The 21,330-nt window shown below is 28.2% G+C and carries 15 protein-coding genes; all 15 read right to left on the bottom strand.

Annotation, left to right across the window (positions count from 1 at the left end; genetic code table 11):
* Positions 1–60: 60 nt before the first annotated feature.
* The 15 genes from TY07_RS02235 to TY07_RS02305 all read right to left on the bottom strand — a co-directional run bounded on the left by TY07_RS02235 (position 61) and on the right by TY07_RS02305 (position 21,285).
* A complete protein-coding gene (locus TY07_RS02235) occupies positions 61–1,500 on the bottom strand; it encodes a glycoside hydrolase family 1 protein (RefSeq protein ID WP_042394645.1) in 1,440 nt (479 codons plus the stop codon).
* Between the two features lie 103 nt (positions 1,501–1,603).
* Positions 1,604–3,421, bottom strand: coding sequence for a PTS mannitol transporter subunit IICBA (locus TY07_RS02240; RefSeq protein WP_311776462.1), 1,818 nt, complete (start codon positions 3,419–3,421; stop codon positions 1,604–1,606).
* A 214-nt stretch (positions 3,422–3,635) separates the two neighbouring features.
* Positions 3,636–4,196, bottom strand: coding sequence for a mannitol dehydrogenase family protein (locus TY07_RS02245; RefSeq protein WP_078061269.1), 561 nt, complete (start codon positions 4,194–4,196; stop codon positions 3,636–3,638).
* Entirely contained in the window at positions 4,151–4,312 is a 162-nt protein-coding gene (locus tag TY07_RS18800; protein WP_078061270.1) for a DUF4176 domain-containing protein, read from the bottom strand. The genes TY07_RS02245 and TY07_RS18800 overlap by 46 nt, the downstream gene beginning before the upstream one ends.
* Positions 4,313–4,434: 122 nt before the next feature.
* Positions 4,435–5,784 (bottom strand): glucose-6-phosphate isomerase, encoded by a 1,350-nt coding sequence (locus TY07_RS02255; RefSeq protein ID WP_042394651.1) that lies wholly within the window; start codon positions 5,782–5,784, stop codon positions 4,435–4,437.
* A gap of 107 nt (positions 5,785–5,891) precedes the next feature.
* Positions 5,892–7,718 (bottom strand): glutamine--fructose-6-phosphate transaminase (isomerizing), encoded by a 1,827-nt coding sequence (gene glmS, locus TY07_RS02260; RefSeq protein WP_042394654.1) that lies wholly within the window; start codon positions 7,716–7,718, stop codon positions 5,892–5,894.
* An 809-nt stretch (positions 7,719–8,527) separates the two neighbouring features.
* On the bottom strand, positions 8,528–9,388 hold the full coding sequence (locus tag TY07_RS02265; RefSeq protein ID WP_042394657.1) for a Cof-type HAD-IIB family hydrolase: 861 nt from the start codon (positions 9,386–9,388) through the stop codon (positions 8,528–8,530).
* A gap of 155 nt (positions 9,389–9,543) precedes the next feature.
* A complete protein-coding gene (locus tag TY07_RS02270) occupies positions 9,544–10,983 on the bottom strand; it encodes a 6-phospho-beta-glucosidase (protein ID WP_042394658.1) in 1,440 nt (479 codons plus the stop codon).
* A gap of 22 nt (positions 10,984–11,005) precedes the next feature.
* Entirely contained in the window at positions 11,006–12,868 is a 1,863-nt protein-coding gene (locus TY07_RS02275; protein ID WP_042394661.1) for a beta-glucoside-specific PTS transporter subunit IIABC, read from the bottom strand.
* A gap of 370 nt (positions 12,869–13,238) precedes the next feature.
* On the bottom strand, positions 13,239–14,075 hold the full coding sequence (gene licT / locus TY07_RS02280) for a BglG family transcription antiterminator LicT (RefSeq protein ID WP_042394664.1): 837 nt from the start codon (positions 14,073–14,075) through the stop codon (positions 13,239–13,241).
* A gap of 251 nt (positions 14,076–14,326) precedes the next feature.
* Positions 14,327–14,971: a YczE/YyaS/YitT family protein gene (locus tag TY07_RS02285; RefSeq protein ID WP_042394668.1), complete on the bottom strand. Its 645-nt coding sequence runs from the start codon at positions 14,969–14,971 to the stop codon at positions 14,327–14,329.
* Positions 14,972–15,129: 158 nt separating this feature from the next.
* Positions 15,130–15,846: a YczE/YyaS/YitT family protein gene (locus tag TY07_RS02290; RefSeq protein WP_042394671.1), complete on the bottom strand. Its 717-nt coding sequence runs from the start codon at positions 15,844–15,846 to the stop codon at positions 15,130–15,132.
* Between the two features lie 212 nt (positions 15,847–16,058).
* Entirely contained in the window at positions 16,059–18,530 is a 2,472-nt protein-coding gene (locus TY07_RS02295; protein WP_042394675.1) for a DUF7948 domain-containing protein, read from the bottom strand.
* A 221-nt stretch (positions 18,531–18,751) separates the two neighbouring features.
* On the bottom strand, positions 18,752–20,521 hold the full coding sequence (locus tag TY07_RS02300) for an oleate hydratase (protein WP_042394677.1): 1,770 nt from the start codon (positions 20,519–20,521) through the stop codon (positions 18,752–18,754).
* 188 nt (positions 20,522–20,709) lie between these two features.
* A complete protein-coding gene (locus TY07_RS02305) occupies positions 20,710–21,285 on the bottom strand; it encodes a TetR/AcrR family transcriptional regulator (RefSeq protein ID WP_042394681.1) in 576 nt (191 codons plus the stop codon).
* Between the last annotated feature and the right edge of the window lie 45 nt (positions 21,286–21,330).

Here is a 21,330-nt window from a genome sequence, read left to right on the forward strand (position 1 = left end):
TTGCCATTCAAATTAACCTAAATCTTAGATTAATTTGAATGGCATAATTATTTTATAACTTTATACTTCATCACCATTTGTTTCTATTACTTTCTTATACCAGTAATAACTATCTTTTTTATAACGATTCATCGAAGAACCTTCTTCCTCTTCTCTATCTACATATACAAATCCATATCTCTTTTGATAACCATTTAACCAACTTAACAAATCAGTAAATGACCAAGTGCAATAAGCAATTACTTCACAACCTTCTTCAATCGCAATTTTCATTTCTTCAATATGTGCCTTTAAGAAGGCTATTCTATATGGATCATGAATTGAATTATCTTCTTCCTTTTTATCAAAAGCACCTAATCCATTTTCAGATATTATTATTGGTAAATTATATCTGCTTGTAATTTCTCTTAAAGCATATCTTAAGCCCATTGGATCAATAGTCCAATCCCAATCTGTTGTTTTTAAATATGGATTAGATGGATTCTTAAATAATCCTGGTTGTCCTGTAACTTGTCCAGATCCTTTAACACCAGTAGTGTTAAATGTTCCATAAGGAGTTACTCCATCAATTGGATTATATTCACATACAGATGTTTGATAATAATTTACACCCATAAAATCAATTTTTGATGCTGCTTCTTTTAATATTTCTTCATCCCCAGCTTCAAATTTCGGTTCCATATTCCTATTTTTTAAGTAAATAAATGTTGATTTAGGGTAATGTCCATAAGCATACATATCCATCCACCAAAAATTCTTCATATCATCATAATCCATTTTTGACATTGCATTAATTGGATTACAATCAATAGCATAGCTTGGGCTATATGCAAAACTTGCACCTATTTTCCCATTTGGAACTAGTTTCTTAAATTCCAATACTGTTTTTGCATGTGCCATAAATGCGTGATGATTAACTTGATAAAAAGTTTTTACATCATCAAATTTTCCTGGCGGATGCATTGCTGTAAGCCATCCTAAAGAAGTAAATATATTTTGTTCATTTAATGTAATCCAATACTTAACCTTTGAACCAAAACGTTCGAATAATATTTTTGCATATCTAACAAAATCATCTACTATTTTTCTATCCTCAAATCCATTATATTGATCTACTAATGCTTGTGGTAAATCCCAGTGGAATATTGTAACCATTGGCTCAATATTATATTTTAAGCATTCCTCAATTAGTTCTTCATAAAACTTTAATCCTTTTTCATTTACTTCTCCATTTCCATCCGGAATTATTCTTGCCCATGCAATTGAAAAACGATAAGTCTTAAGTCCCATTTCTGCCATTAACTTAATATCTTCTTTAAATCTATGATAATGATCTACTGCCACATCTCCTGTAGTATGTTTAAAAGTTTTACCTTCAATTCTAACAAATTTATCCCAATTTGTAAGTCCTTTGCCATCTTCTAAATAAGCACCTTCTACTTGATATGCAGCAGATGCACTTCCCCATAAAAACCCTTTAGGCATTTTAAAGTTTCCCATTTTTCTCACCCTCTATTTCTAAAAAAATTGTAATTATAGTTAATTCTAACAAATCATTAATTTAATTTCTATATTAATATTTTCACTCTTTTTATATTACTAATTAGAGATTAAATGCTTTTAATATATCTTTTGGATTTGTAGTTGTTTTTATTTTTTCTATTAACTCAATATCTTCTAGTGATTTTGCTATACTTGATATTATTTCTAAATGTTCATCATGCTTAGCCGCAACAGCAATTAATAGATATGCTGTTTGAGTACCAAATTTTATTCCTTTAGGATATTGTAAAACTATAATTCCTGCCTTTTCAACTTCACTCTTTCCACTTTCCGTACCATGAGGTATAGCAATTCCAAGGCCAATATATGTAGATATTATATTTTCCCTTTCTAACATAGAATCTATATATTCATATTTTGTATAACCATTATTAAATAAAAGTTCACCAGCTCTTATTATAGCTTCTTCCTTAGATTCGCTTTCTAAGCCTAACAAAATATTCCCTTCATTTAATAATGTATTATTTTCAACTTCAAGTAGATCTTCTACAGCATTAATTTCATTGCCCTCATTCTTTTTACTTAACTTCTCATATAAAACTTCTAAATTATCATCTTCTAAAAAGTTTTCTATAAAAATAATTTTATCCTTATTAATCTCTTTTTTTATACTATCCAATAGCCCTTTATGAGTTATTATTATATCAGCATCATCAGGTATATTAGCTACAGATGAATTAACTACTTCTATATCTAAATTAAAATCTTTTATTCTATTTCTAAAATTTGTTGCTCCCATAGCGCTTGACCCCATTCCTACATCACATGCAAACACTATTTTCTTTATATCTTTAATATCCAAGTCTAATTCCTGCACATTTTCCCTATTAGTATTTTTATCATCTTTTTCTCTATATTTTCTTTTTAATAAAAACGCAGATATAAAAAATGAAACTATAGCTCCAACACAAACTCCTAATAAATTTGTTAAAATATCACTTTTATGAGATAGCATCATTATAGAAAAAATACTTCCCGGAGATGCTGTTGCTATTAATCCAGAATTAAAAGTTAAAAAAGTTATTATAGAAACAATACTTCCTATAATTGCTGCTAATAACAATGATGGATTTATTAATATGTATGGAAAATATATTTCGTGTATCCCTCCAAAAAACTGAATTATAGCAGCACTAGGAGCTGACTGTTTCATGGTTCCTTTACTATATATAAAGTAAGATAATATTACACCTAATCCTGGACCAGGATTTGCTTCTAATAAATACAATATTGATTTTCCATATTCATTAACTTGATCTAGTGCTATTACATCTATTATTCCATGATTTATTGCATTATTTAAAAATAGTACTTTTATTGGTTCTATAAATACTGCCAATAACGGTAATAATCCATTTTTAACAATAAAAGATACCCCTATATTCATTACTCCTACAATGATAGTCATACTTGGTCCAATTACAAACAATCCTACTATAGCTAATATCATTCCTATAATAGCAAGTGAAAAATTATTTACTAACATCTCAAATCCAGCTGGAACTTTATCTTTTATTATTTTGTCAAATTTCTTTATTATGTATCCCGATAAAGGTCCCATTACCATTGCTCCTAAAACCATTGGTATACTAGTACTAGCTATTACACCAATTGTTGATATTGCTGCAACAACTCCCCCCCTTGGTCCCCCAGTAACTTTACCTCCCGTAATGCCTACTAATAATGGTAATAAATATTGTGTTAAGGGTTCTACTAGTAATGTTATCTTTTCATTTGGAAACCATCCTGTAGGAGTAAATATAGCAGTTATGAATCCCCATGCTATAAATGCACCTATATTGGGTATAATCATACTACTTATAAAATTTCCAAAGCTCTGTACTTTTTCTTTAATCACTACCTTTTTTCTCCTCTCTAGTTTCCTTTTATATTCCATATGCTAATTTTATCCTTATATTTCTTTTATATCAATTATTTTATAACTATTATTCAAAATTGTATTCACTTCAAAATATTATATAAAGAATAACACCAAAAGCATTTTGAATTTTACTTTTGGTGTTAGACTTTTAGAGATTAAATTTTGAGTTTTAAATATTTATATAGAAATATTATGCGCCTATTAATTTCTTAACTTCATCATAATATTTTTCTACCTTATCTAATACATCAGTATCACCTGATATTTTTGATATTTCAGCTAAAGATTCTTTAATACCTTTTTCATTAATTAAACTTTGTAATTGTACACTTTGAGCATCTTCTTTATTATCATAATGAAGTGCTGCCCCTACGCCTAATAATAAGTTATCTGTATTAATATTAAAGCCTCTTGCTGTAATTAATGGTTTTATTAATCTATCATTTTCATTTAGTTTTCTTAAAGGTTCTCTTCCAACCCTTGCCACATCATCTTTTAAATATGGATTCTTAAATCTATCTATTATTTTATTTATATATTTATAATGAGCTTCTTCATCAAAATTATATTTAGCAATTAATCCTTTTCCACTTTCAATCATTGCCTTTTTAACAAAATCGTAAATAACTTCATCTTTAATACTTTCTTCTATTGTTTCATATCCTTTTAAGTATCCAAAATAAGCAGTTATTGCATGTCCAGTATTTAATGTAAATAGCCTTCTGGATATAAAACCCCAAGATAATCCCAAAGTTTTTCTTCCTCACCCTGTAACTGCATTCTGCCCACTATCATTAGCTTTTTATACCCACCTTTTAAAACTACAATAGATCCTAGTGCTAAAAGTTCTTGTTTATTATTCTCCAATTTATGTACCCCCTATAATATAATACTTCTTATATATCATCATTATAGATTATACATATTTCTATTAAATTATAATAGCTATTTAATAAATATCTATAGCTTTTATATCTAATAATAAAGTTTTATCTTAATCTACTTTCTAATTGTTCTTTAAGTTCTTCATATCCTGGTTTACCTAAAAGTGCAAACATATTCTTTTTATACTCTTCTACTCCTGGTTGATTGAACGGATTTATTCCCAATAAATATCCGCTGATTCCACATGATTTTTCAAAGAAATAAACTAATTGCCCAAAATAATATGGAGTTAATTCAGGTATATTTATAATAATATTAGGCACTCCCCCATCATTATGTGCTAATACAGTTCCGTCGAATGCCTTTTTATTCACATAGTCGATAGTTTTCCCTTTTAAAAAGTTTAATCCATCAACATTACCTTCCATTTCACCAATAACTATATTTTTATTGACCTTTTCAACATTAAGAACTGTTTCAAACATTATTCTACTACCATCTTGAATAAATTGTCCCATTGAATGTAAATCTGTTGAAAAGTCAACTGCAGCTGGGAAAATTCCCTTTTTATCTTTTCCTTCTGACTCTCCATATAATTGCTTCCACCATTCATTAAAATAATGTAATGATGGTTCGTAATTAACTAAAACCTCAATTGATTTTCCTTTATTATATAAAATATTTCTTAATGCTGCATATTTATAACAATCATTTTCTTCTAATGAACTGCTAGAATATTTTTCTCTTGCATCTGCTGCACCTTTCATAATTTCATCAATGTTAATACCAGCCACTGAAATCGGTAATAATCCAACTGCTGTTAATACAGTAAATCTACCACCTACATTATCAGGTATAACAAATGTTTCATATCCCATTTCATTTGATAATCCCTTTAATGCTCCTCTTTCTCTATCTGTTGTTACAAATATTCTTTCTCTAGCTTCATCAGCTCCATATTTCTCTTCCATATACTTCTTAAATAATCTAAAAGCTATAGCTGGTTCTGTTGTTGTTCCTGACTTAGATATTACATTTACTGAAATATCTATACCATCAATAACCTCAAATAATTCTGATATATAAGTAGAGCTTATATTATTTCCTACAAAAAATACTTTTGGAGCTTTCCTTTTTGACTTAGGCAACATATTATTAAAATTACTAGTTAGCATTTCAATAGCTGCTCTTGATCCTAAATATGAACCGCCAATTCCAATTACTATCAATACATCTGAATTACTTCTTATTTTCTCTGCTGCAACCTTTATTCTTTCAAATTCTTCTCTATCATAATTTTTAGGTAAGTCCAACCACCCTAAAAAGTCATTTCCTGCACCTGTTCCATTATGAATAACTTCATGTGCACTATTAACCATTGCTTTCATATATCCAATTTCATTTTCATTAATAAATCCTTCTAATTTTGACACATCTAACGATAAACTTCTCATACTCACACTCTCCCATAATAATTTATTTTTAATAAAATGGACTATATCAAAATCAATTTACATTACAATTCGATATAATCCATTCATTTACTTTTAAATTTTATTTACTACTCAACAGTTACTGACTTTGCAAGATTTCTTGGCTTGTCTATATCACAACCTCTTTCAGTTGCTACATAGTATGCTAATAACTGTAATACAACAGCCCCTAATATAGGTGCTATTCTAGTTGAAATTTGTGGTATTCTTATAATTTCATCAAAAACAGATAAATCTACTTCTTGATTTTCATATGCTATACCAATAATTTCAGCTCCTCTAGATTTAACTTCTCTGATATTACTAATCATTTTATCCTTTAAATTACTTTGAGTTAATAATGCTATTATTTTTGTTCCTGGTTCTATTAATGCTATAGTTCCATGCTTAAGCTCTCCACCAGCATATGCTTCTGAATGAATATAAGCTATCTCTTTTATCTTAAGAGCTCCTTCTATTGCTAATGCATAATCAACATCTCTTCCTAAATAGAACAAATCTTTTTCTTGAGATATAAGTTTAGCAATCTTAGCAATTTGAGCTTTCTGATTTAACACTTCTTCTACCTTACTTGGTAACTCTAATAATGCATTTTTAATCTCAGCTTCTTCTTCAGATTTTAATAATCCTTTTAAATCTGCTAAATACATTCCTAATAGGTTCATTACAACAGCTTGAGTTGTATAAGCTTTAGTTGATGCTACTGCAATTTCTGGTCCAGCCATAGTGTATATTACACTATCTGCTTCTCTAGAAATACTACTTCCAACAACATTAGTTATAGCTAATGTTTTAGCTCCTATTTTCTTTGCATCTCTAAGAACTGCTAATGTATCAGCTGTTTCTCCTGACTGACTTAATGTAACTATAAGTGTCTTATTAGTTACTATTGGGTTTCTATATCTAAACTCAGATGCAATTGCTACTTCAACAGGTATTCTTGCTAAATCTTCAATAGCTACCTTTCCCATTAGACCTGCATTATATGCAGTTCCACATGCAACAATATATATTCTATCCATATTTTCTAATTCTTCTGATGTAAGCTTAAAATCACCTAAATTAACTTTTTCATTTAAAGCTACTCTTCCTGCCATTGTATCTTTAATTGCTTTTGGTTGCTCATGAATTTCTTTTAACATGAAAGAATCATAACCACCTTTTTCTGCTGCATCCTCATTCCATGTTACTTTATATATTTCTTTGTTTATTTTATCTCCATTTGCTTCAAATACTTCAACACCTTCATTTGTTAATACAACAAATTCATTATCCTCTAAAAGATAAATATCTCTAGTATAATTTAATACTGCTGGTATATCAGATGCTATAAATGTTTCACCTTGTCCTATTCCAACTATTAATGGACTATCTTTTCTAACAGCAACTATCTTATCTGGTTCTTGTCCAGAAACTACTCCTAAAGCATAACTACCTTCTAATTTTTCAGTAGCCTTTACTACTGCTTCAAAAAGATTGCCATTATAATAATAATGAATTAAGTTTGGTATTACCTCTGTATCTGTTGCAGATTTAAATTCATACCCTTCGCTTTTTAACCATTGGGTAAGCTCACTATAATTTTCAATAATTCCATTATGAACTACAGTAATATCACCTTTTGATGTTTGATGTGGATGTGAATTTACATCTGAAGGCTCTCCATGAGTTGCCCATCTTGTATGTCCAATTCCTATTGTTCCTTCTGCTGAGTTATTTGATAATTCTTCAACAAGATTTGATAAACGACCTTTATGCTTTCTTATTTCAACTTTACCATTATTAATAACTGCTATTCCAGCTGAATCATATCCTCTATATTCTAATTTTGATAATCCTTCTATTAAGAAATCACTTGCTTTCTTCTTTCCTACATAACCAACTATTCCGCACATATATTTTCTTCCTTCCTTACTTTTATTTTTTTATAAACCGAATTATTAGTTTAAGATGCAACTTTAATTCAACCTTTAGGTTAGAATTGGTTATACCCCAAGTACCCTTAGTCTAAGGGCGTGTCTTTTGTTATCTACTACCTAAAGAGGTAGTAGTGTTGTAACAGCTATCCATCATAAAAAATTTATTGTAATAATTTAATTCAAACATTGTAAAACTACATACAAATGCTGTGACATTAAAAAAATACAATCAAGGTTTTAACACCAGACTAGACCTGTCCTACAAATCGCTTCATAGTTTTACTAGTCGCTAACGGTAGTGCGATACCGTGGGGCACCCGCCGAAGAATTCGATACTCCCCATCCTCGTCAACTCATAAGAGTTCTGGCGCTTTATATTTAAAATTAAACTTCTTACTAATTCCTCCTTTTTTTGAAGTACTAAGTTATATTTATAAATCATTAAAGATAAAATTTTTATAATAGCAGTAATAGTCCTTAGTCGTATAATGTATAACAAATAAAATTAAAATTTTAATTTTAATTTTTATAAATATAACCAAGATTAATTTTATACCAGTAAAATTATTCCTTCAATTAATAGATATTACATAAATGTCACTAAAGAGTTAGTGACAAAATTAAATATAAAAAAACAATGATAAGTTTCAAAACAATTCTTCTTAAACTTATCCATCAATCATATGAAAAAAATTGTATAAGTCATAAATTTAAAGTACTAATTTAGCATAAAACAAAAAACAACCATTTTACACTTTTATTTGTAAAATGGTTGCTTTTTTAAATTATACTTCTAAAGACTTATAAATTGCCTTAGCTACTCCATCATTATTATTACTATCAGTAATATATTTAGCTATCTCCTTAATCTCTGGAATTGCATTTTCCATAGCATAAGAATTTTCAAATTCAGTAAACATTGAATAATCATTAAAGCTGTCGCCAAGAACTATTACTTCACTCTTATCTATTCCCATTTTTTTAATTGTCTTAGCTAATATTAATCCTTTTTGGGCCTCAATATCACTTATTTCAATATCATTAGAGAAAGTTGATGCTACTGCTAAATCACTTGTGCTTTTCTTTAATTTTTCTTTTAAATTTGCTATTAATTTCTCATCATTATCAAAAGTAACTATTTTTAATACCTCTACATTACTTTCTAAAATTTCATAAACATCATCTATATATTTCATTCCTCTTTCAGTATGGAACTTTTCAACGAATTCTATTACTTCTTCTTCATTCATCTTAGGGTTAAACAATTTAAATCTATCAATAATAGCTTTTTTATCACTTTCTTTATTAGTTACATAAGATCCCTTATTAGTCATTAATTGAATACATAATCCAGCATCATTTAATATATCAAATACTATTTTTACGCTATCTTTATTCATATAAACACTTTCAATAACATTTCCATTTACGTCTCTGTACTCTGCTCCATTACTTAAAATACATTCGCATTTTAAATTACATTCTTCTAAATATGACTTAACAGCACCATAATCTCTTCCTGTTACAATTGTAAAGTGTCTTCCCATTTCTTGAGCTTTTCTTATAGCCTTTAAGTTTTCTTCAGATATCATATGATCATCATTTAGTAAAGTCCCATCCATATCACTTGCAATTAATTTTATCATATCTTATTCTCCTACTCCTTATCTTTAATGTTATTTTATACTATTTATTATACCAAACTTTATTATATAAAATATAAATAATAAAGTTAAATTTATAAGTGGTATAAAAAACGGACTACATATTATAAATAAAATGTAGTCCATTTCCCTAATTATTAAAGTTCTTCACCATTAGTTGCTATAACTTTTTTATACCAATAGAAACTCTTCTTTTTACTTCTATTTAAAGTACCATTTCCTTCATTATCTTTATCGACATAAATAAATCCATATCTCTTTTTCATTTCTCCAGTTGATGCTGATACTAAATCTATACATCCCCATGGAGTATATCCTATTAAATCAACTCCATCTTCAATTGCTTCTTTCATTGCTTTAACATGTTCACTTAAATACTCAATTCTATAATCATCATTTATAGTTCCATCTTCTTCTGGAATATCTACAGCACCTAATCCATTTTCAACTATGAATAATGGCTTTTGATATCTATCATATAGTTGATTTGCTGTTATTCTTAATCCAAGGGGATCTATTTGCCATCCCCATTCTGATGCCTTTAAATATGGATTTCTAACAGTTTTAAAGGCATTTCCTGAAGTTTTTCCATTAACTATTTCTGGATCAACACTTGCACATCTGCTTGAATAATAACTAAATCCAATAAAATCTACAGTATTATTCTTTAATATCTCATCATCATTTTCACCAAATACAAGCTCAATTCCATTTTCTCTTAAGAATCTCTTTGCATAACCAGGGTATTCTCCTCTTGATTGAACATCTATAAAGAATAAATTTTCTCTTTCTTTATCCATAGCTTTTTGGACATCTTCTGGATTGCAACTATATGCATAAGTTGCTCCAGCAGCAATCATACATCCTACCATAGATCCTGGAATTATTTCATGTGCCATTTTAGTTGCTAATGCACTTGCTATAAGTTCATGATGAGCTGATTGATACTTAATTTGAAGTTCATTATCCCCTTCTTCAAATCTAACACCAGCACCCATAAATGGTAGGTGTAATATCATATTAATTTCATTAAATGTCATCCAATACTTAACTTTATCCTTATATCTTGTGAAGATAGCCTTACAATAATTTAAATAGAAATCTACAAATTTACGATTTTTCCATCCACCAAACTTTTCGATAATTCCAATTGGAGTATCAAAATGGCATATTGTAACTACTGGTTCTATTCCATGTTTAATCATTTCATCAAACATTTCATCATAGAATTTTAATCCATCTTCATTTGGAGTTTCTTCATCTCCTTGAGGGAATATTCTTGACCAAGCAATTGATATTCTTAAACATTTAAATCCCATCTCTGCAAATAATGCTATATCCTCTCTAAATCTATGATAAAAATCTATAGACTCATGTGATGGATAATACTCTCCTTCAATAGGTCTTAAAATATCAATTTTACCTTCCATAACTTTTCTTCTATTTTCTCCAGCTGGACAAAGATCAACAGTTGTTAATCCTTTTCCGCCTTCTTTGTATCCACCTTCACATTGGTTTGCAGCTAAAGCTCCTCCCCACAGAAAATCTTTTGGAAATTTATTAAAATTATTATTCATAACTATCCTCCCCTTTTATTTACTAAAGTATTGTAATCAATGTTTCTCCTGTATTAACTGATTTAATGTCCTTTGGTACTATTTCTAAATATTCCATAGTATTTGTGATAATAACAGGTGTAATTAATTCATAACCTTCATTTTTTATAGCATTCATATCAAATTCAACTAAAGTATCTCCAACTTTAACCTTATCTCCATCTTTAACATGTGCAGTAAAATGCTTACCATCTAATTGAACTGTATCCATACCAATATGAATTAAAATTTCAGCTCCATCTTCTGATTTTAATCCAATTGCATGCTTTGTTTTAAATATCATTTGAACTGTACCGTTTATTGGTGATACTACCTTTCCTTCTGTTGGATTAATAGCAATACCTTTCCCCATCATTTCTGATGCAAATGTTTCATCCTTAACTTCATTTAAAGGAACTATATTTCCTTTTAATGGGCTAGCAATAGTAATTTTATTCATTAATGGTGCTTTATCTACTGCAACTTCTTCTAAAGATTCATCTTCTATTTGATCATCTTCATTTGCAGGATCTTCAAATCCAATTATCCAAGTTAAAGCAAATGCAGATACAAATGCTATAGCGCAACCAATTAATGCATGAACAATATTCATTGGATTTTCCCCTATAAATATAGCAATAGATGCTAATCCTGGTGCTCCTGATGAATAACGAACAACTCCCATAAGTCCAATATATAATCCAGCTAAAGCTCCTCCTGAACAAACAGCTATAAGAGGTTTTTTAAGCTTCATTGTAACACCATACATCGCTGGCTCTGTAATTCCAAGCAATGCAGTAAGTCCTGCTGATCCTGCTAATTGTTTTAAATCTCTATTTTTAGTTTTTAAAGAAACACATAAAACTGCGCCACCTTGAGCTATATTAGATACAAGCATACCTGGTCCTAAAACATTTTCTGATCCCTTTAATGCTAAATCATTAAATGATAATGGGAAAAATGCATAATGCATACCAACTAAAACAAGCAATGGAGATACTCCACCAATTATCATTGGTATTGACCAAGGTGCAACATTATTTATAGCTGTTACAATATCAGCTAAACCTTCGCCTAAAACTGATCCTATAGGCCCTAAAGCTATTAAAGCTAATGGCCCCATAACCAATATAGTAATTAAAGGTTTTGAGAAAAATTTAATTGGTTTTGGTGATATTTTATCTGCAAAATTTTCAACATATGACATTACCCAAACAACTAGTATAATCGGAATAACTGAAGATGTATAACTTACTAACTTAACAGGTAATCCAAATAAAGTTACAGCTTCTTTTGCATTTACTAAAGCTGTCCAGTTCGGATGAATCATTATTCCTCCCATCAACATACCCATAAATGGATTACACTTAAATTTAACTGCCGCAGTATATCCAAGTGCTACTGGGAATAAGAAGAATATTGCATCTGCCATAAAGCTTAATATATAGTAAGTTTGACTTTCTTTAGACATTAATCCAAAAGTAGTTAATAATACTAAAACAGCCTTTAACATTCCTGCTGCCGTAAGTGGTGGTAATATTGGAGTAAAAGTACCTGCAATTATATCAAATATCTTATCCAATCCTTTCTTCTCACCATCATTTTTAGAACTAGAACTTTGGAAATTACCAATCTTTAATAACTCCTTATATACATTAGCAACATCACTACCTATAATTATTTGATATTGGGCTCCTTTATCTACAACACCCATAACACCTTTTGTTTTCTTTATTGCTTCTGTATTGGCTTTTGATAAATCTTTAAGATTAAATCTTAATCTTGTTGCACAATGTGTTAAATTTGATACATTTTCTTGTCCACCGACATTTTTTAATATTTGTTTTGCTAAATTTTCATAATTCATAGCTTAATTCCTCGCTTTCAATATTTTAATTTTCTCAAATTTAAAATTTTGAAGAATTAAGGTTTTGCCTAGCCTAACCTAGTAACAATCCTATGAAACTTCTAAGGTTATATTAATTTTCCTGATCATCACCTCCACAATTTACTTATCAGTTAATAAAAATTATATAAAAAAACCTAAACTAACTTTTAAAATTAAAACTACAGATATACTTACTTCTAGCATTATACTTCAAATAAAATGATAAATACTTTAATAAATCATTCTAATGAATTATCATATCTACTGCTTAATTTTAATTATTAATTTAGGTTTTGCCTGATCGAATCAGTAACAATCCTAATGGAAAGTATTAAAGTTATATTTAATTTTAACAATTTTCATGTACTACTCTAGCTGTATGTATTATTAAATATAGCATTTCTTCTTTAGTTAATTGAGTACCATATTTTTGCTTTACAAATCCCTCAATTCTTTTTACACACTCATAAGAATTTGGATACTTAAGTTTTATCATGTCAAATAAGTCATTATCATTATCTTCATAATATCTTCCACTAGATAGTCTTTGAGTAAAGAATTTTAAATGAGTAATAAATCTATAATAATTAATCGACTCTTCATCAAATTCAATATTAAAATGATACTTTACCATCTTTAATATTTCTTCAATTAATTTAATCATATCTACTATTTCTGGCATTTCTTGATCAAGTTCACCATTTAAAATATGCATTGCTATTGATGCTGCTTCATCTTCTGGTAACTCAAAATTTAAATTCTCCTCAATAATCTTTAATGCATGGATTCCAATTTCAAATTCAACTTTATGAAGTCTCTTAATATCCCAAAGCATTGCATTTTTTATTTCTAAGTTTTTTTCTGCTCTACTAATTGCAAAACTAATATGATCTGTAAGTGTTAAATAAATATTTTCATTTAACTTTGTACCCAACTTATTTTCTGCATATTTTATTATATTTTCTGCAACTTCTAAATACTTTGCTGGAATATCATTCACTAAAGTAAGCAACTTTTCATTTATACTTTTATTTTCTAAGACGAATATTTTTTCTATTTTACTCTCATCAATCTCATCGCCTTTTTTCTTTTGGAAAGCTATACCCCTTCCCATAACAACTGCTTCTTCACTATTTTCACTTATAATTGTCACAACATTGTTATTTAATACTTTATTTATGATCATATCAGTATAATCCCCTCATTTTTATATTTACTAATTTAAGATATTAAACTTAATTAAAGTTATACAAAAAAACCTAAATCAATATCAAATAATGCATATAATTATCATATAAAAATAATTAATATACATATATTTGGTATCAATTTAGGTTTTGCCTGCTTACTCAGTAACAATCCCAAAATGGATTCCACTATTAACTTGTCTTAATTTTATCAACTAATGTAAACATTGTCAATATATTTATTTAAATTTTATGCAGCTTCTACAAAGCATATATTTTCAATTTTATGCTTTAAATTTTTATTTATATAAGATACTATTCTTCCTACTAATAACGCCGATAAAACAGTTCCAATACCTAATCCATCTAATCCTTTATTGTTTATAAGTAATATTCCTACTGATAGTGCTACTACAACACAATCAAAGTATATTTTTGCCTTTCCAAATTCTATTTTTGCCTTTTTACTTATAACTTGTGCTAATCCATCTGGAGCTACTGGTACAATATTTGCTGTAATAGTAAATGTAACACCAAAAGCTGTGATAAAAAAGCTTAATATACAAATTACTATTCTAATATAAAAACTATCAACATTTATATTAATAATTGCATTAAAAAAATTCATTATTTGACCAAATAATATAGCAAATATTATTTGTAATAATTGAACTATTTTAAAATCCCTTCTTAATATTAGTATTTGTATTCCTACATAAATAATGAATAATATTGCTGCCGCTCTCCCTAAGCTAATACTAGTAACCTTACTTATACTTAGCGGTAATGAACTTACAGGTGATGCTCCTAAATTAGATTTTATTGCTAATACTCCACCTAAAGCCAATAAAAATATACCACAAATATAAATAGCTATTCTGTTTGCATTCTTCATCTATATCCCCCAAAAATTTATATTTACTTTATTAAAAAATTTCTCATTATAAATTCTCCTATAGATATGATCATAAAAAAATAAATAGATAGTACCAATATTTTCTTATATTACTACTATCTATTTATTATCATTTACACATAAAATTGTCAACTTAATTATGCAATAACAGTTGATTCATTATTTGATTTTTCTTTACCGTTAAGAACAATTCCAACAAACTTTTTACCATAAGGTAAGCAGAATTGAATGAATGGTCCTATCGCCAACATTGCTATAATAGTACCGATTCCAACCTTTCCACCAAGAATAAATCCAACAATTAAAAAAGTTGCATCAAATGCTATTCTAACCCATCTATATTGACAGTTTAGCTTGTCTTTAATTATAAATGGAACAATATCATTTGGTGCTACTCCTATATCACTTTCAGACATTATTGAAAATCCTACTGCAATTATAAAGCATCCACCTAATACTAATAACATCTTTACAAATATATTTGCAGATTCTATAGGAAAATATGATACTGCTTTTACACCTAAATCAATTATTGGTCCTACCCCAATAACACATATTAATGTTCCTATCTTTATACGTTTTCTATCAACTATCAGTATTCCAATAAATAATACTATTAGTATTATCATATTTGCTACACCTGGAGTAACTTCAGCTCTTCCTGTAATCATATGAACTATTGATAAATCTTTTAATCCAGTTTTATTTAGAACCGTTGCCAATCCTTCTGTAAAAACAGTAAATGAATCTGATCCAATGCTTGTCTTTAAAAATAAAGCTACACCAAATTGAATTATACTCATTCCAACAAAAAACATTACTAATCTTTTAATCAAATTAATTGCTTTTTTCAATTTTTTCACCCTTTACTATTATGTTTTTTTCTTCGACTAAATGCTGTGACTATTTAATATTTATGTAATTTAAGTGCACATACTCCATTTTATAAGAAATTATATGTATTGTCAAAAAAATATCAATTATATTATTACGACTATCTTATTGACTAATTATCTAAACAAATAAGATAATCGTAATACTATTTATAGATAACTAAGGACACTTTTTATATACTACTCTTTGAGCAATATATATTGTCATTTACATTAATAAAAGTTTCTTTTTCTGATATTTCACTATTTATTAAAACTCTGATCTTAATAGTTGCTTTAGCGCTCTCACCAATATTTAGCTCGCTAACTTTCCATATTATTTCCTTTCCTAGTTGATGAATTGATCCTTTTGATACACTTATTTCTTTTACTGTTATTCCTCTTCCTAAAACATCAGTAATTCTAATATCCGTTGCTACATCTGGACCATTATTTATAATATTTATTTCATATTGAGTTTTTCCTCCGGGTTCAACATCAATATTATATTGTGATTTTTCTATACTTAAATTGCATATTCTAGTGCTTACTTTCATTATAGATATTGAACTCTCTTCATAATAGCCTTCTTTTTCTTTACTTCTATCTTCAGAAATTGAATGAGCATATCCAGTAATATATGTGTTTAATTCATTATCTAATGCAAGCCCTAATGCAAAATCATTTATATTTTTTCTTAAGAATGTTCCAAGTAATAAAGCTTTTCTTCTTTCTTTGTTTAGATCTAATTTTAATAAAAAAGAATTATATCCATTTTTTACCCAACCATTTTCATAACTATTCACTGGAAAATCAGTTGATGTTGTAAACCCACATATATATACATAATTATTATAATCAATTTTTATATCTGAACATACATCACTTCCATTTCCATCTATATAACTTCCATAGGCTAGTCCTTTTTCTCCTGATAATTGTGTATTTATCTTAATAAGAAACCCCGAACCCTCTATGTTAGATATACTATTTTGAAATGCATTTTGGGTTATAGGAAAATTATTCAAAGAATTTGTTACTCCTGTTATATAAGCACATTCTCTTGAATCAACTGCAATTCCATATCCAGCTTCTTCCCCATCTCCACATAAAAATGAGGAATATATTAAGCTCTCTTTTCCTGTTTTATTCAAATTAAATTTAGATATAAAAGCACTACTTAATCCTCCTTCAAATTTAGTTTCATAAGCATTTTGTGTTACAGGAAAATCCTTTGATTGAGTAACACCTGTAACATATACATAACCATTGTCATCTACTGCTAATGCTGAAAAACTAGTTGAGTCATTTCCACCAAAATATGTTCCATATAACAATGCATCTTTTCTTTCTTTATTTATATCTAGTTTTAATAAAAATCCAACATCAACAGCATCATCATTATTTTTTTCATAAGCACTTTCACTTATAGGAAATCCAAAATTTGAATTAGTTAATCCCACTACATATACATTCTTTTCCTTATCTATTGCCACCGAATAAGCATAATCATACGAATTCCCACCTAAATATGTTCCATAAACTAAGCTACTTAATCCAACCTTTTTAGTGTCTATTTTAATTAAAAAACCTGTTTTACTTCCTCCTGGATAACTATATGCATATGATTTTTCTGTTACTGGAAATTCATATATTGAATTAGTTGCTCCTACTATATATGCATTTTTTTCATTATCCACAGCTATTTCAACAGCCTCATCAATGCCTTCCCCACCAATATAAGCTGCATACTTTAGTGCCGACTGTCCCTTTTTAGTAGTATCTATCTTTACCAAAAAAGCACCATAATCCTTTCCACTTAAAACATTTTTATAAATCTTCTTGTCTGGAAAGTTTTGAAAGCCTACTTCTCCTGTAATATATACACAGTTCTTTTCATCTACAGCTATTGAATTTGCTCTATCAACTACACAAGTAGAATTAAAATTATCAAATGATACTGACATGGTAATTGTTAAACTATCTTCTTCATTATAATTACTTATATTAAATTTTATATTACCGTCCTCATCTATTCCAAAGCTACTTTCTATTTTTTCATCATTATTATTTTGATAAGCTTCAGGTTTTGATATTTTTAATATTCTTTCTTTTATATTAACATTTATATCTCCATTATCATCTAACTCTATGTTATTTGCTCCATTTAAATTTAATAATATGTTGTTTATATTTTTATTAGGTTCAACTATAAAGTCCCATTTAATAACCCCTTCACGTTCATAATATAATATATCTATTCCATTATATATTTCTTTGTATAATAGCTTTTCATATAATGGTATAGAACATTTCCAATTTGAAATATCTTCTCCCTTAAAATAATTTAATGTACAATTAAATTCATTTTTACCTATTATTTGAGGAATCTTATTTGAACTTTTAAAACAAACTCTCAAAACATTAATTTGATACTCTTCCATTTTTCTTAGTGATGTATTATATAAGTTACTACTATCTAACTCTTTCAACTCTTGTATTTTTTCATTACTTCTAAATGCTAATACTATCTCCTTATCAGTAAAAAAGGTTGTACATTCTTTTTTGTTTAATACAAATTGTACCTTATTATCATATTGACCTATATTTCTTTCAAATATCAACGGTAAATTATTTAATACATTTGCTATCTTAACATTGCTCATAATCTCTCCTCCTTTTATAACATTATTTCTACTATATATTAACTTATGTACCTTAATTTTTAATTATCACTACATTTCTATTTATATATAACTTGATTTAAATGCATAAAAAGAGACTATCAATTATGATAATCTCTTTTCTTTATCAATAAATAACTCTAATTACAATTTTCTATAGTAAGTTAAACCTATATATTTACTTAATAATAATTAATATTTTTTTATATTAATTTATACCTTTCTAGCAACTCTTCAATTACAGTTCCTTGAATTTCTTTAAATACTTTCTTTTCAACCATCTTAGCTTTTAATGGAAGTTTTATATCTGTAATCTTCTTACCATCCATCATTTTAGAAGTTGAATCTAGTAATACTCTAATATCATAACAAGAATTAAATACTTCTGGAACTCCACGATCAATATTTAATAATGTATATACTGCTTCCATAGCTGTTCTTACAGAATATTCAGTTGTAAATACTGTATCACGAACTGTATCTGCAAATTGACCTAAAAATGCAAAGTTAACACATCCCTCTGGTACAACTTTGGGTCTATCACCAGCTGTTCTTGGCATAAAGAAAGCTGTTATATATGGCATCATACAAGGTATAGCTCTTGCAGAATTTCTAGCCATTTCTGGAATTTCATCTACTGGAACACCTAAATGATATAACCATTCTTGAGTAATTTCATATCCTGTACATTCCTTCATAGGCTTTTTAATAAAGTCACCAGGAACATCTGTAAATAATCCATAAACCCACACAACTAATTGATCTCCAGGTTGTGTTTTAAAATGTGGCTGACGATTTAATGTATAGCTCATTAACCATGAAGAATCTTTTGCTGTTATTATTCCTCCTGTAACTACCTTTCCGCTAAATGGATCACGCTTACATACTTTTTCAATATATGGTGGTATTCTATCATCTAAAGTTGTAACTGTAGCTGATTCCCAGTTTGTAGCTTTAATATTTGTACAAAACTTATCTGGATGTCCAAAGTCCTGATCTTGAGCTGCGATGTTTCTCCATAATCTCCAGCAACCACCTTCTTCAGTATTTAAAACCGGTGCAGTATCATGATCACCTAATGTAGCATTTTCTGTACAACTACCATTTGTAACAAATACTAAGTCATCTTCTACTAAGTCTATTTTTTCTTCTTTTCCATCATGAATACAAATAATTTGTTTTGCTACTTTTTTCTTACCTTCTTTTTCAAATATTACATTAGTAACTTGTGTATTGTATTGGAAGTTAACCCCATGTGACTCTAAATATTTAACCATTGGTAATATTAAAGATTCATATTGATTATACTTAGTAAACTTTAATGCTGAGAAATCTGGAAGGCCACCAATATGATGGATAAATCTTTGAATATAAAGTTTCATTTCTAATGCACTATGCCATTCTTCAAATGCAAACATAGTCCTCCAATATAACCAAAAGTTTGATTTATAAAACTCTTCTGTAAATACATCATCTATTGTTTTATCATATAAATCTTCATCCTTAGTAAAGAATAATTTTATTATTTCCATAGATGCTTTATCTGATAAACCAAATTTACCATCTGTATGTGCATCTTCACCTCTATTTACTGTAGCTCTCATTAAAGAATAATTAGGATCTTTTTTATTTAACCAATAATATTCATCTAATACAGATACACCTTCTGTTTCTAATGATGGAATTGATCTAAATAAATCCCATAAACATTCAAAATGGTTTTCCATTTCACGTCCACCACGAATTACAAAACCTTTTGTTGGATCATTAATTCCATCACAAGCTCCACCTGCAATATTCATTTCTTCTAATATGTGAATATGCTCACCCCTCATTTGTCCATCACGAACTAAAAAACATGCTGCTGCTAAAGATGCAAGTCCTGCCCCTACTAAATAAGCTGATTTTCTATCTACATTTGCTGGTTTTTCTGGGCGAGCAAATGCCTCATAATTACCATTACTATAATACATATAAATTCCTCCCTCTTATATAAAAACAATTTATTTTTTATTAAATTTCGTAGATTTATCTTATATGCTTATAGTATTACTTTCTAATAACATCTTCTATAGACAAAATTATGCCTATGTCCTATTTTTAAACAAACCTTTAAAATTGTAAAAAAATAAGACAAACCTTTAAGTTTGTCCAAATTTTATTATTCTAATTTATTATGTTTATCATTTCTATATCTTTGTAATGCGGTTTCAATATTTCCTGAAATTAATGTATTTAATCTCTTAATAATATCTTTTGGTTCTTCCATCATGCCTTTTCTTATCCAATCAATTACTAATCCAACAAAAGCAAATTTATAGAAATCTGCAATAAATGACTTATCTTTCTCTCTAACAGACATGTCCTTTGATTTTTCTTCAACTACACCCAAAAGCAAATAATATGTTTCATTATATAAATATCTTTCTAAATATTCTCTACTTACAGAATTATAAGTATTTAAAACAAAAGTTTTATTTTCTAAAATATATTCAAATATTTCATAAAACCCTTCTTGCCATGTATCATATGTCTTTTTATCTCCTAAAGCCCTTGTTGCTTCATTTGTATAAACCCATTCTAATAAATCATATATATCCTTAAAGTGATAATAAAACGTTTGACGATTTACTTCACAATCCTCTGTTATATCCGTAATTTTAATCTTATCTAATGGCTTTTGTGATAATAATTTTTTTAAAGATGTAGCAAATGCCTTTTTAGTTGTTTGTGCCATATAACTTCACCCCTTATATATCTCTCTTGTACACTCTTTTATTTA

The sequence above is a fragment of the Clostridium saudiense genome (assembly GCF_000577815.1).
Classification (GTDB): Bacteria; Bacillota; Clostridia; order Clostridiales; family Clostridiaceae; genus Clostridium; species Clostridium saudiense.